Source organism: Microbacterium sp. 10M-3C3, assembly GCF_003931875.1.
Lineage (GTDB): Bacteria > Actinomycetota > Actinomycetes > Actinomycetales > Microbacteriaceae > Microbacterium.
The window spans coordinates 2,999,803-3,013,485 of the sequence record NZ_CP034245.1 but is presented as its reverse complement, the minus strand read 5'-3'; the positions used below and the strand labels follow the sequence as shown (position 1 = coordinate 3,013,485).

The 13,683-nt window shown below is 69.6% G+C and carries 11 protein-coding genes and 2 tRNA genes; 9 read left to right on the top strand and 4 right to left on the bottom strand.

Features of this window, described 5'->3' with window-relative positions:
- Window position 1 precedes the first annotated feature (1 nt).
- Together EI169_RS14650 and EI169_RS14645 are read right to left on the bottom strand one after the other, a co-directional pair.
- Window positions 2–652, bottom strand: a complete 651-nt coding sequence (locus EI169_RS14650; RefSeq protein ID WP_125132977.1) for a response regulator — start codon at window positions 650–652, stop codon at window positions 2–4.
- A complete protein-coding gene (locus tag EI169_RS14645) occupies window positions 652–2,298 on the bottom strand; it encodes an ATP-binding protein (RefSeq protein WP_125132976.1) in 1,647 nt (548 codons plus the stop codon). Before EI169_RS14645 ends, EI169_RS14650 begins: the two co-directional genes overlap by 1 nt.
- A gap of 155 nt (window positions 2,299–2,453) precedes the next feature.
- Here EI169_RS14645 and EI169_RS14640 point away from each other — a divergent pair, with 155 nt between their 5' ends.
- The 3 genes from EI169_RS14640 (at window position 2,454) to EI169_RS14630 (ending at window position 6,116) form a co-directional block, all read left to right on the top strand.
- Complete coding sequence (locus tag EI169_RS14640; RefSeq protein ID WP_125132975.1) at window positions 2,454–3,968, top strand: CitMHS family transporter; 1,515 nt, start codon at window positions 2,454–2,456, stop codon at window positions 3,966–3,968.
- Window positions 3,969–4,101: 133 nt separating this feature from the next.
- A tRNA-Ser gene (locus EI169_RS14635) sits at window positions 4,102–4,186 on the top strand.
- A gap of 151 nt (window positions 4,187–4,337) precedes the next feature.
- Complete coding sequence (locus EI169_RS14630) at window positions 4,338–6,116, top strand: ATP-binding protein (protein ID WP_125132974.1); 1,779 nt, start codon at window positions 4,338–4,340, stop codon at window positions 6,114–6,116.
- Window positions 6,117–6,147: 31 nt separating this feature from the next.
- On the opposite strand, the gene EI169_RS14625 is transcribed toward EI169_RS14630, so the two are convergent.
- Window positions 6,148–7,089: a LysR family transcriptional regulator gene (locus tag EI169_RS14625; RefSeq protein ID WP_125132973.1), complete on the bottom strand. Its 942-nt coding sequence runs from the start codon at window positions 7,087–7,089 to the stop codon at window positions 6,148–6,150.
- A gap of 73 nt (window positions 7,090–7,162) precedes the next feature.
- Between EI169_RS14625 and EI169_RS14620 the strand changes: the two genes are divergently transcribed.
- Together EI169_RS14620 and EI169_RS14615 are read left to right on the top strand one after the other, a co-directional pair.
- Entirely contained in the window at window positions 7,163–8,140 is a 978-nt protein-coding gene (locus tag EI169_RS14620; RefSeq protein ID WP_125132972.1) for a putative oxygenase MesX, read from the top strand.
- Entirely contained in the window at window positions 8,137–9,171 is a 1,035-nt protein-coding gene (locus EI169_RS14615) for a methionine synthase (protein ID WP_125132971.1), read from the top strand. The genes EI169_RS14620 and EI169_RS14615 overlap by 4 nt, the downstream gene beginning before the upstream one ends.
- Before the next feature lie 28 nt (window positions 9,172–9,199).
- Here the strand turns inward: EI169_RS14615 and EI169_RS14610 are convergent, their stop codons facing one another.
- On the bottom strand, window positions 9,200–9,559 hold the full coding sequence (locus tag EI169_RS14610; RefSeq protein ID WP_240640475.1) for a nuclear transport factor 2 family protein: 360 nt from the start codon (window positions 9,557–9,559) through the stop codon (window positions 9,200–9,202).
- A gap of 97 nt (window positions 9,560–9,656) precedes the next feature.
- On the opposite strand from EI169_RS14610, the gene EI169_RS14605 reads away from it, so the two are divergent.
- From EI169_RS14605 to EI169_RS14590, 4 genes are all read left to right on the top strand, one after another.
- Window positions 9,657–11,303: a RecQ family ATP-dependent DNA helicase gene (locus EI169_RS14605; RefSeq protein WP_125132970.1), complete on the top strand. Its 1,647-nt coding sequence runs from the start codon at window positions 9,657–9,659 to the stop codon at window positions 11,301–11,303.
- 42 nt (window positions 11,304–11,345) lie between these two features.
- Window positions 11,346–12,626: an LCP family protein gene (locus EI169_RS14600; RefSeq protein ID WP_240640474.1), complete on the top strand. Its 1,281-nt coding sequence runs from the start codon at window positions 11,346–11,348 to the stop codon at window positions 12,624–12,626.
- Window positions 12,627–12,691: 65 nt separating this feature from the next.
- Window positions 12,692–12,780 (top strand) — tRNA-Ser (locus tag EI169_RS14595).
- A gap of 317 nt (window positions 12,781–13,097) precedes the next feature.
- Entirely contained in the window at window positions 13,098–13,619 is a 522-nt protein-coding gene (locus tag EI169_RS14590) for a DUF1877 family protein (protein ID WP_053547121.1), read from the top strand.
- Window positions 13,620–13,683: the final 64 nt, after the last annotated feature.

Here is a 13,683-nt window from a genome sequence, read left to right as displayed (position 1 = left end):
GTCAGCCGTGCGCGGTGCGGAACCGGTGCTCGGGCCGCCCGGTCGCGCCGTACCGCAGGCTCACCTCGACCAGGCCCCGCGTCGCGAGCGCGCTCAGATGCCGTTGCGCCGTCGCGCGCGAGACGCCCGCGCGCTCGGCGACCTCGCTCGCCGACGCCTCGTCGGCGCCGAGGGCGGCGAGCACCGTCTGCTCCGTCGCCGACCGCGCGATCGACGGTGCGTCGCCCGCGCCGTGCATCGCGGCGCCGGCGCGATCGATCTGCTCCTGCGTGAGTGCCGGCGCGGCGAGCAGGTTGCGGTAGCGCCCGTACGCGGCCAGCCGGTCGGCGAGCACCCGCTCCTCGAAGGGCTTGACGAGGTAGGCGAGCGCGCCGGCGGCGAACGCGCGGCGCACGGTCGCCGCATCCGTCGCCGCCGACAGCACGAACGCATCGGCGCTCGCCGCGCGGACGATCTCGATGCCGTCGCCGTCGGGGAGGTAGACGTCGGCGAGGACGAGGTCGGGGGAGTGCGTGCGCAGCGCGACGAGCGCGTCGGCCGCCGTGCGCACCGGCTCGAGGGCGACGAAGCCGGGCTGGGCGGCGACCGCGTCGCGGTGCAGCCCCGCGACGCGGTAGTCGTCGTCCACCACGAGCACGCGCAGTTCCGGCATCAGTCCTCCTCGTGATCGATGGATGAGGCGTCGTCGAGGGCGCCCATGACGCCGGGCAGCCGCATCCCGAACACGGCGCCGGTGCCCGCGCCGCCCTCGTCGATGATCCACACGTCGCCGCCGCGGCGCCGTGCGAGCTCCCGCGACAGCGGCAGCCCGATGCCGTGGCCGTGCACCGCGTCGGGCTCGGTCGGCGCGGTGCCGGTGCGCGGCTCGAACGGCCGCGCACCGGCGTCGATGCCGGCGCCGGAGTCCGTCACGGTCGCGACCAGCTCGCCGCCCGCGTCCAGCAGCGTCACCTCGACCCAGCGCGGCGCGGGCGCGGATGCGGCGGCCGTGATCGCATTGTCGATGAGGTTGCCGAGCACGGCCAGGGCGTCCTCGACGTCGGTGAGGGTGCCGCGCAGGAGCGTGTCGGGGCCGACGCGCACGCGCACGCCCCGCTCGCCCGCCGTGATCGCCTTCGCGCCGACGAACGACTGCAGCACCGGGTCGGTGACGGCCGGGACGCCCGGGACGCGGTGGTCGACGGCGCCGCGCGCGCCGATGTCGCCGAGGAGCTCGCGCGCGTCGGCGAGGCGGCCCGCCGCGATGAGGCCGGACGCCGCGTGCAGCCGGTTGGCGAACTCGTGCCGCTCGACGCGCAGCGCCTCGGTAAGGGTCCGGACGCTCTCGAGGCGCTCGGTGAGGGCGAGGACGTCGGTGCGGTCGCGCACGACCGCCGACGTGCCGAGGTCTCGGCCCAGACGCGACACGCGCGCGGCGTCGATGTAGAGGATGCGCTCGCCGACGATCACGCCGTACGGCGCTCCCTCGCGCAGCGCCGCGCGCAGGTCGTCGCCGAGCGGCAGGTCGTCGAGACGGCGGCCGACCGCATCCGCGACGCCCAGGAGTTCGACGGCGGGCTCGCTCCACACCCGCACGACGCCGTCGGGATCGACCGCCACGACGCCCGCGTCGGATGCGGCGAACACCGCCGACTGCGTCTGCACGAGCGCCGCGAGGTCTTCGGGCTGGAGGCCCAGGGTCAGGCGCTCGAGGCGGCGGCGCATGAGCACCGCGACCGCGGCGCCGAGGGCGAGCGCCACGACGACCGTCACGCCGATCGCGAGCAGGATCGCGGGGAGGTCGTCGAACACGCTGCCGCGGGCGAACCCGACGCTCACTTCGCCGACCGGCGCGCCGTCGCGCACGAACGGGTAGACGGGCACCTTCGCGCGGGCCGACTCGCCGAGCGTGCCGGTCTCCCACGTCACGACCTCCTGCCCCGCCAGCGCCGCGTCGAAGCTCGTGCTCACGACCTCGCCGAGCCGATCGGGGTCGGGGTGGGCGAGGCGGATGCCCTGGTCGTCGGTGATGACGACGAACAGGGCGCCGGAGCGCTCCGTCGTCGTGCGCGCGTAGCTCTCCAACAGGCCGTCGCGCAGGCTCGCCGCATCCGGGGTGCCGGGGTCGGCGCTGTACGCGGTGACGAGCGTGCGCACCTGCGGCGATGCCGCGACGGTGCGCGCGATGTTCAGCGCCGACGACTCCGCCTCGGCGCGCAGCTGCCCGACGGTGAGGGCGACGAAGGCGGCCGCGCACACCGCGACGACGCACACCTGGGTGATCAGCTGCACGAGCAGGAGGCGCGTCGCGAACCGCATCGTCCTCCTCTGTGCGCAAAATGCGCGAAACCCACGATACGCGCATAAGGGGCGAAACGAGAGATAGCGCGCGAAGGCGCTGCGACCGGCCGTAGCCTCCCCTGCATCCGGTCAGCGGACCCGTCGGGGCCGCACGTTACGACGAAGGAGTCGCGATGGGAATCCTGCGAGCAGAAACCGCGGAGTACGCCACGGCGTTCACCCCGCCCGACGGCATCCTGGTCGCCCTCGGCTTCCTCATGGTGCTCCTCTTCATGGCGCTCATCATGACGCGGCGGCTCACGCCCATGGTCGCGCTCATCGTCGTGCCGACGGTGTTCGGTCTGTTCGCGGGCGCGGGCCTCGGCCTCGGCGACATGGTGATCGACGCGATCGGCAACCTCGCGCCCACGGCCGCGCTCCTCATGTTCGCGATCATGTACTTCGGCATCATGATCGACGTCGGGCTGTTCGACCCGCTCATCCGCTTCGTCACGCGCCTGCTCGGCGACGACCCCGCCAAGGTGGTCCTCGGCACGGCCCTTCTCGCCGGCGCCGTGTCGCTCGACGGCGACGGGTCGACGACCTTCATCATCACGACCTCCGCGATGCTGCCGATCTACCTGCGCCTGGGCATGAGCCCCGTCGTGCTGACGTGCGTCGCCGGACTCATGAACGGCACGCTGAACATCGTGCCGTGGGGCGGCCCCACCGTCCGCGCCGCCTCCGCGCTCGGCCTGCAGCCGACCGACATCTTCGTGCCGATGCTGCCCTCGCTCGCGGCGGGCATCGTCGTCGCGCTGACCTTCGCGTGGTTCCTCGGCCTGTCCGAGCGCCGCCGCCTCGCCGGCTCGGTCGACCTGTCGCGGCTCGAGGGCGGCGACGGACGCCTCGCCGGCCCGCGCCTCTTCCGCGGCGCCGAGAGCAAGCCCGGCGCCCGCGCGCATCTGCGCACCGGCAACATCGTGACCGTGCGCGGCGCCCGCGGGGCTGTCGCCGCCGCCGAGCTCGTCGACGCGGCCGACACCGCGATGGCTGACACGATGCTCGACCCGAACCGCCCGACGCTGCGTCCGAAGCTCATCTGGTTCAACCTCGTGCTCACGCTCGCCGTCATGGTGCTGCTCGTGCTGGACCTGTTCCCGCTGCCGTACGTCTTCATGGTCGGCGCCGCGATCGCGCTCATCGTCAACTTCCCCCGCATCAAGCAGCAGGCCGACGAGATCGTCGCCCACGCGCCGAGCATCGTCGGCGTCGTCTCGATGGTGCTGGCCGCCGGCGTGCTCGTGGGTGTGCTCAACGGCACCGGCATGGTGACGGCCATGGCGAACTGGGTCACGACCGTGATCCCCGACGCGATGGGTCCCTTCCTCGCGGTCATCACGGGCGTGCTGTCGATCCCGTTCACGTTCTTCATGTCCAACGACGCGTTCTACTTCGGCATCCTGCCGATCCTCGCCGAGAGCGCGCAGACCTACGGCATCGACCCCGTCGAGATGGCGCGCGCGTCGATCACCGGTCAGCCCGTGCACCTGCAGAGCCCGCTCGTGCCGGCGATCCTGCTCCTCGTGTCGCTCGCCGGCGTGAACCTCGGCGACCACCACAAGAAGGTGCTGTGGCGCGCCGTGATCGTGTCGCTCGTCATGCTCGCGGTCGCCGTGCTCGTGGGGGTCGTCCCGCTCGTCGCGTGACGCATCCCTCGCCAGCCCCCGCGCCGCCGAGTCACCACGCGCTCGCCCGGCGGACGTGGTGATTCGGCGGCGCGATGGTGACCCGGCGTCAGTGGATAGACTCGGGCGGCGGATGCTGCGGCATCCGGCACCGGGAGGGTTGTCCGAGCGGCCGATGGACCTGGTCTTGAAAACCAGTGGGCAGCGATGTCCCGTGGGTTCGAATCCCACACCCTCCGCTTCGTGGGAGGCGTTCCACGCCAGATCTCCTCAAGCGGCGTCAGGACGACGTATGCGGGGGCGGTGCGACACCGACGGGCCCTAGTTTGAGGAAGTTTGGCAGAAGCCTGACATGGGTGCGAATCGCCAAACTCGTGTCAGACTGTGGCTATGCCTCTTAGTGACGCTGATCTCGATCGCATCCTCGCAAAGATCAGTGAGGGCGCGACCGCGGACAGTCTTGAGTCCGAGTATCTGGACTTCAAACAACAGCCGCACAGCAAGAACGACGCACTCAAGCTACTAGTGGACGCCACCGTGTGTTTCGCAAACAGCAGGGGCGGCACAGTTGTGATGGGGGTGGCGAACTCCAGAGGTGGCCGGGAAGCGATGATGGGGTGTGACCTCGACCCCCGCATAGTTCAGCGCCGAATTCATGAGCTAACCGATCCGCCACTAATGGTGGGATCTCGGCTGAGAGAGCACGCGGGCGTGGCATTGCTCGTCCTGGACGTCTTTCAGAGCTTTGATATTCACGCCGACAAGCAGGGCAAAGCAACCCATCGAATTGGCACGGACTGTGTTCCGCTGACTCCTCAGGAGCATCGCCGCCTGCGAGAAGAACGACTTCCGATCGACTGGTCAGCACAGTCGACTGAGCTTCGGATATCTCATGTCTCGCCGCGAGCGCTCACTGCTGCGCGTGACGCACTGCAGCGTGTGCCAGATGACCGACAAGCGCTGGCCCTCCTCAGCGACGAAGACTTGCTCCGCGCGCTCGGCGTGATGGACGAAAAGGGGTTCTTGCTGCGAGCTGGCGCCCTATTGTTCAGCGAGGAGGCCAGCCAGCTTCCACAAGTTCTTTATCAATACCGGCAGACGCCTGGTGGTGAAGCGACGGCCGTGGAGCGCTTGAACTACCCGTTAATACTTGCGTTCGAGCGGACGATGGACTTGATCTGGGCGCGCCGCAACGTGACCCCTTTAACCCTGCCCAACGGTCAACAGATCGAGATCGCCGACTTCCCAGAAGTCGCAGTTCGGGAGGCGCTATCGAATGCGCTGATACACCGCGACTACCACTTGGACCAACCAGTCAACCTGGAACATTCGCCCTCGGCGTTCATCGCAATTTCTCCGGGTCCGCTTGTTGGTAGCGTCACGAGCCGCAACATCCTTACCCACGCATCCACCCCGCGAAATCCCGTGCTAGCCAAAGCGGCACGCATGCTCCGGCTCGCAGAGGAGACGGGGCGAGGCGTGGATCGCATGTTCCGCGAGATGATTCGTGCTGGACAGGAGCCGCCGGTAATCGAAGACGGCGTGGACTATGTGCGGGTCGTGCTCGCTGGAGGTGCCCCAAGAACCTCTATTGCCCGATTCGTTGCGCAATTGCCCGCGGACGAGCGCGAGGACACGGATTCGATGCTCGTGCTGTACTCCCTCTGCCAACGTAGAACTGTCACCTCGGCCGACATGGCGCCGGTACTACAGAAGGGGCAAGCGGAAACCGAGCTAATTCTGAGGAGGATGGCTCAGGATGTGCCCGGCATCCTGGAACTCACGCGGGAGTCGCAACGATCGCGAGTCAAGCAGTACCGGCTTCGGAGCGACGCACTTCGTGCGCTCGGCACCGCCGTGCGCTACCAGCGGCGCACAACGGATGAGATCGACCGCAAAGTTGTCGCGCATATCAACGAGTACGGCAAGGTGACTAACCGCACTCTGCAGAACCTGTTCGACATAGATGTCTGGCGCGCTCGAGATATCCTCGCGGATCTTCAGACCAGATCCATCATCACGCGGACCTCTGAAGCGGCACGCGGTCCGAACGTCGAGTATGGGAAGGGTGAGCGGTTCCCGCGCTCACGACCGCGGCGTGCTAGAACTCCCAAGAGCGACCCTCCGACCGACGGTAAGCAAGACGACCCGGAGCAGCGGCTCTTCTAACTGAGGTGACGAGCCGTTGCTTGGCCCCGGCTCAGTCGACGAGCGTCACGCCGAACTCGGAGACCACGGCGCGCACCTCGGCGAGGTAGCGCTGCGCCTGCTCGGTGAGGGGGACCGCGGTGCGGCCGATCCAGCCGATCTCGATGCGCTCATCGACGTCCAGCGGCACCGCGACGATCTCGGGGTCGAGATCGTCGCTGATGATGCCCGTGGAGATCGTGTAGCCGTCGAGGCCGATCATGAGGTTGAAGATCGTCGCCCGGTCGGACACGCGGATCTCGCGGCTGCTCGAGAGTGTCGAGAGGATCTCCTCGGCGAAGTAGAACGAGTTGTTCGCGCCCTGATCGAAGGTGAGCCGCGGCAGGGCGGCGAGGTCGTCGAGGGTCGCCCGCTCGCGTGAGGCGAGCGGATTGCGGCGGGAGACGAAGATGTGCGGCTCCGCCACGAAGAGCGGATGGAAGGCGAGCGAGGAGTCGCGCAGGAGCTTGTCGAGCACGTCGCGGTTGAAGTCGTTGCGATACAGGATGCCGAGCTCGCTGCGGAGCGTGCGGACGTCCTCGATGATGTCCCACGTGCGCGTCTCGCGGAGCGAGAACTCGTACTCCGGCACGTCGGTCGCCTTCACCATGCGGACGAAGGCGTCGACCGCGAACGAGTAATGCTGCGCGGAGACGCCGAGCAGGCGCCGGGAGGGCGGCCGACCGAGATAGCGCTGCTCGAGCAGCTGCGCCTGCTCGACCACCTGGCGCGCGTACCCCAGGAACTCGACGCCGTCGAGCGTGAGCGTCACCCCGCGCGCCGAGCGCAGCAGCAGCGTGCGGCCGACACGCTGCTCGAGGTCCTTCATCGCCGCCGACATCGTGGGCTGCGCGACGTAGAGCAGGTCGGCCGCGGCCGAGATCGACCCCTCTGCCGCCACCTCGATGAAGTACTGCAGCTGTTGAAGGGTGATGCCGCTCGCGCGCTGGGACATAGTCACAGGCTATGGCATTGCATAGTGACGCCGGATTACCTGATGACCCGGCATTGCGGGCACGCTGTCCTCCATGGACAAGATCGCGTTCCGCCTGACCACGACGCGCTTCGACGAGGACTACGTCCCGTCGGCCGGCTCGCGGATCACGACCAACTTCGCCAACCTCGCGCGCGGCGCGAACCGCCGCGAGAACCTGCGGGCCGCGCTGGCGATGATCGACCGCCGCTTCGCCGACCTCGCCGCATCCGACGACGCGGAGCGCGGCCGCTGGGCGGTCGAGCTCGACATCGTCTCGATCGACCTGCAGGTGGATGCCGCGGCGCCGGTGCCCGCGATCGAGATCCTCGACGTCTCGATCCTCGACCGGCGCACGGGTGAGCGCCACCGGGGCATCGTCGGGAACAACTTCTCCTCCTACCTGCGCGACTACGACTTCAGCATCGCGCTTGCTGCCGCCACCGCCGACGGCGGCCCGGTGCCGGAGGACTTCGGCGATCTCCACGGCCGGCTCTTCGAACGCCTGGTGGACTCGGACGTTTTCCGTCGGCACTACCCGGCGCCACCGCTCATCTGCATCAGCGTGTCGACGAGCCGCACGTATCGCCGCACGGCCGCGACCCATCCGGTGCTCGGCGTCGAGTACGTGCAGGAGGGGTCGCCGTCGCTCACCGACCGCTACTTCGCGAAGATGGGCCTGCAGGTGCGGTACTTCATGCCGCGCGGGAGCGTCGCCCCCCTCGCCTTCTACGTCCGCGACGGCCGCCTCGACGGGTATACCGACCTGCAGCTGATCGGTACGGTCAGCACGATGGAGACCTTCCAGAAGATCTACCGACCCGAGATCTACGCCGCGCGCTCGGTCGCGGGCGAGCTCTACCGGCCGAGCCTCGAGCAGCCCGACTTCGAGCCGACGGGGATCGAGTACGACCGGGAAGAGCGCAGCCGCCTCGCCGTCGTGCAGGGCCGCTGGGCCGAGGAGCACCTCGTGCGCCCCTACGGCGCACTCCTCGCGCGATGGACCGGCGCCGAGCTGGCGGGCGCGCGATGACCGCGCTGCTGCCCACCGCGATCGTGGGAAGCCTGCCGAAGCCGGCGTGGCTCGCGGAGCCCGAGCGGCTGTGGTCACCGTGGCAGCTCGAGGGCGAGGCGCTCGCCGAGGGCAAGCGCGACGCGCTGCGCAGTGCCGTTCTCGAGCAGGAGCGCCGCGGCATCGACATCGTCAGCGACGGCGAGCAGACGCGGCAGCACTTCGTGACGACCTTCATCGAGCACCTCGACGGCGTGGACTTCGAGCGCCGCGAGACCGTCCGCATCCGCAACCGCTACGACGCGAGCGTCCCGACGGTGGTCGGCGACGTCGCCCGGCACGCCCCGGTGTTCGCCGCGGACGCCGCGTTCGCGCGCACGCTGACCGACCGGCCGATCAAGTGGGCGCTGCCCGGTCCGATGACGATGATCGACACGCTCGCCGACCGGCACTACCGCAGCCGCGAGCGTCTGGCGGAAGAGTTCGCGGCGATCCTCAACCAGGAGGCGCGTGACCTGGAGGCCGCGGGCGTCGACATCATCCAGTTCGACGAGCCGGCCTTCAACGTCTTCTTCGACGAGATGAAGGACTGGGGCATCGCGGCCCTCGAGCGCGCGGCCGAGGGCCTGAAGGCGCAGACGGTCGTGCACATCTGCTACGGCTACGGCATCAAGGCCAACACCGACTGGAAGGAGACCCTCGGGCCGGAGTGGCGGCAGTACGAGGAGTCCTTCCCGCTGCTGCAGGGCTCGCGCATCGACGTCGTCTCGCTCGAGAGCCACAACTCCCGCGTGCCGATCGAGCTCCTCGAGCTCATCCGCGGCAAGAAGGTCATGCTCGGCGCCCTCGACGTCGCGAGCACCCGCGTCGAGAGCGCGGAGGAGGTCGCCGACACGCTGCGGCGCGCGCTGGAGTTCGTGGATGCGGCGGACCTCATCGCGAGCTCGAACTGCGGCATGGCGCCGCTGCCGCGCCAGGTCGCTCTCGACAAGCTGACCGCGCTGTCGGCCGGCGCCCGCATTCTCCGCGAGGAGCTGTCACGCGCCGCCTGAGCCGCGCGACCTCGACGCGGTCGGCTGGTCAGGACGCGGTCAGGACCGTGTAGACCTTCGTGATGCGCCCCGCTTCGATGAAGCACACGTAGAATCCGGTGACGACCGGTTCCGCATCGGCGGGCCCGAACTCCCACGCGAGGTAGCCGAGGTCGTGGTTCTCGTGCACCGGACCGGCGGGGCGGAACACGAACCCGGGCGCGCCGTCGAGGATCCTCCCGGCCTTCTCGACCACGGCGTCGACGCCGACCACGACCTCGTCCGGATCGGAGAAGACGACGTCGGCGGCGTACGTCCGCGCCGCGGCCTCGGCGCGCGCGGCGCTGCCGCGCTCACCGAAGACCTCGGTGAGATTCGCGTGCATGAGCTGCTCGACGGGTGTGGCCATGGTTCCTCCTCGGCGCGGTACGACATCCGGTGGTTCGACTCTGGCACGATCCGCAACCCCCGCAGCCGGATCCGGGGATTAGCGTTGCACTAGGACCATGACCTCCCTCGACATCGACGGCGTCGCGCGCGAGCGCTTCGGCCTCGACCACCTGCATCCCGACCAGCGCGAAGCGATCCGTGCCGCGGTCGACGGCCGCGACGTGCTCGTCGTATGGGCGACCGGGTCGGGCAAGTCCGCGGTCTATCAGATCGCCGCGGCGCTGCGACCGGGGATCGCGGTCGTCGTGTCGCCGCTCATCGCCCTGCAGGCGGATCAGGTCGAGCGGCTCGGCGAGGCGCCCGACGCGCCCGTCGGTGCGGTTCTGAACTCCACGCGCGGCGCGCGCGCGACGCGCGACACGTGGGAGCGCGTGGACGCCGGCGAGATCGAGTACCTCCTGCTCGCGCCGGAGCAGCTCGCAAAGGATGACGTCGTGACGCGGGTGGCCGAGGCGGGGGTGTCGCTGTTCGTCGTCGACGAGGCGCACTGCATCGCGGCGTGGGGGCACGACTTCCGCCCCGACTACCTCGTGCTGGGCGACGCGGTGGAGCGGCTCGGCCGTCCGCCCGTGCTCGCGCTCACCGCGACGGCGTCGCTGCCGGTGCGCCGCGAGATCGTCGAGCGCTTGGGCCTGCGTGATCCGGTCATCCTCGCGGGCGACGTCGACCGCCCCAACATCGACCTCGCGGTGCGCCGGCACCCCGAAGACGCCGACAAGCGGGCCGCCGTGGTCGACGATGTCGCGGGCCTGCCGATGCCCGGGCTGGTGTACGTCGCGACGCGCCGCAGCACGCAGGAGTACGCCGCCGACCTGACGGCGCGCGGGCTGCGGGTCGCCGCGTACCACGGCGGGCTGCCGGCGAAGGAGCGCGAACGCGTCCACGAGCGCTTCCACGCGGGTGAGCTCGACGTGGTCGTCGCGACGTCGGCGTTCGGCATGGGCATCGACAAGCCCGACGTGCGCTTCGTCGTGCACGCCGACGTGCCCGACTCCGTCGACGCCTACTACCAGGAGCTCGGCCGTGCCGGTCGCGACGGCGCGGCCGCCCGGGCGACGCTGCACTACCGGCCGGAAGACCTCGCGCTGCGCACGTTCTTCGCGACGAAGCATCCGGATGCTCCGGAGCTGCGCCGCGTCGTCGGCGCGCTCGCCGCCCGGGGCACCGTGTCGCGCGCGGACCTCGCCGCGGCGGCGGAGGTCGCGCCCCGGCGCCTGACCGCGCTCCTCAGCCTGCTGGTCGACACCGCCGCCGCACGCATCGATCGCAACGGCGCGAGCTGGCTGGGCCGCGACGAGAAGGCCGCTGTCGCGGCCGCCCTCCAGCGCTCCGAGGACCGCGAGCACATCGACCGCTCGCGCGTGGACATGATGCGGGGGTACGCCGAGACGCGACGGTGCCGCCGGCACGTGCTGCTCGGCTACTTCGGGCAGGAGCTGCCCGAGCCGTGCGGCCACTGCGACACGTGCGCCGACGGATCCGCCTACGCCGCGCAGGCCGCATCCGTCGGGGGCGACGAGTGGCAGGTGGACGAGCCCGTGACGCACGCCGAGTGGGGGGAGGGGACGGTCATGGCCGTCGAAGCCGACCGCATCACGGTGTTCTTCGAGTCGCAGGGCTACAAGACCCTCGCTCGTGCCGTGATCTCCGAACACGGGCTGCTGCGAGAGTCCTTCACCGGGTTCACAGGCGTCCGGCCCTAATATGGGGCGCTGCCCGCCCTTTCCCCGTCCGGAAGGATCTCCGTGAGCCCGACCACGCCCGTTTCGCGCGGCCGCCGCACGGTGGCGCGTCACGGTCGACTCACCTCACCCGGCCCGTTCTCGCAGATCATGCGCATCGTCGCGGTCGCGCTCGCGGTCGTGCTGGTCGCCGGCGGCGGGGTCGCGGCGTGGGCGGTCTACGACGGTGTGTCGAGCTTCACGGCCGACGCCGTCGACCTCGAGGGGCAGAGCCCCGTACCGCCCGACATCGGGGCGATCGAAGGCGGCGTCAACCTCTTCATCGCGGGCACGGACGAGTGCGAGCCCGAGTTCGCGCAGTACTTCGGCGCGCGCTGCACGGGCCCGGACGCGGCCGACAACCTCAACGACGTGAACATGCTCGTCCACATCTCCGACAACCCGCGCCGGGTGACGGTGATCTCCTTCCCGCGCGACCTCATGGTGCCGATCCCGTCATGCACGAACGCGGACGGGAAGACCACGTCGGCGATGAGCAAGCAGCAGATCAACAGCGCCTACTCGTACGGCGGTCTGTCGTGCGTCGTGAAGACCGTCTCCGAGCTGAGCGGCCAGAACATTCCGTTCGCGGCCAAGACGACCTTCGGCGGCGTGATCAACATCACAGATGCGATCGGCGGCGTCGACGTCTGCATCGCGAACGGCATCCGCGACCGCTACACGGGCATCGACTGGCCCGCCGGTACCCGCAACATCCAGGGCCTCGAGGCGCTGCAGTTCCTGCGCACGCGTCACGGCGTCGGCGACGGCGGCGACCTCGGCCGCATCTCCAACCAGCAGCAGTACATGGCCAAGCTCGCGCGCAAGCTCGTGAGCGAGGACGTCCTGTCCAACCCGGCGACGCTGTTCTCGCTGGCCTCGACGGCGCTGAAGAACGTCGACCCGTCGACGAGCCTCACGAACCCGATGACGCTCGTGCAGATCGCGCTCGCGGTGAAGGACGTCCCCTTCGACGAGATCGTCTTCGTGCAGTACCCGACCCTGGCCGATCCCGCCGACCCGAACCGCGTCGTGCCGAACAAGCCGGCGGCCGACGCCCTGTGGGCGGCGCTCGAGGCGAATCAGCCGATCGAGCTGACCGGCAAGGCGAGCCAGGGCGACGGCGTCATCGTCGAAGACGGGGGCGACGGCGCGACGCCGACGGAGGCTCCGACCGAGGCGCCGACGACCGCGCCGACGGATGCGGCGAATCCGGCACCGACCGAGACGCCGGTGGCACTGCCCTCGACGATTGCCGGGCAGACCGCCGCGCAGAACACGTGCTCGAACGGCAACCTGCGCTGAGTGACGGTTCGGCGCCGCGCCTGCGGGCGGTTAGTATGGGAGCCGCGTGCCGCCGTGCGGCACCTGGAGACGTCGCATAGTCAGGCCTAGTGCACCACCCTGCTAAGGTGGAGTCCCCGTAAGGGGACCGAGGGTTCAAATCCCTCCGTCTCCGCCGAAAAATCCCCGGTCAGGGGTTTTTTACTCTGCTCTGCCACGAAATCCGCCACTTCTGCCACGTTTGCGGAGCGTCTCACGCTGGGCGATCTGAACTCGATCGGGAGCTCTTGTTCATCAACCTGCTCGGTTGCGGCCGGACCGGTCGAAGGTTCAGTGCCGCTGCCCGCGAGACCGCGAGCGCATATCCCTCGGTCTCCAGGGGCGGGGCCATGCGAAGGCCTCCGTTCCTCCACAGCGGCGGATTCGGGCGCGTTCTCCCCACGGCGTCGGATGCGGTGATCGTGGCTGCGCCTGCGTCGGGATGCTGGCCGCATGGGAATCCGCTACTACGCCTATGCCTTCGATGCCGACCTTGCTCAGCAGGCGGTCGATGACCCGCACAGCATCCTCTCCAGCGACCCGCTCGCTGACGCGTGGGGCCTGGAGCCGCACGCGAGCGTGAGTGTCGCGACGTTCGAGCAGGTCTCACCGAAGCGCGACATGCTCTATCTCGACAAGGCATGGTCCGCTTTGCAGTCCCTCACGCGCTCGGGGCCCGGAAGTCCCGCCGCCGGCTCGTGCTACCGGATGTTCGAGGGGAACGTGACGATGCACGACATGGGCTGGGACCCGTGGGTGAGGACGATCCTCCCGGAGGAGGTGCCAGCGATTCGGGACGACCTCTGTGCGATCGACGAGGACCAGGCGCGAACATGGGCGCGCACTTGGCGAAGCCGGCACGGAGTCGACGATGACGACGAGCTCCGCTACGTCCTCGACTACCTCACGCGGGCACAGGAATTCGTCGAGGCGCTCGCGACAGACGGTCGCGGGATGGTCTACCTCATCGGGTGACTCAGCCCGAACTATCCGCCGCCGCCGCGTCAACGGATGTCGGTGTGTTCCTTCAGAATGGACG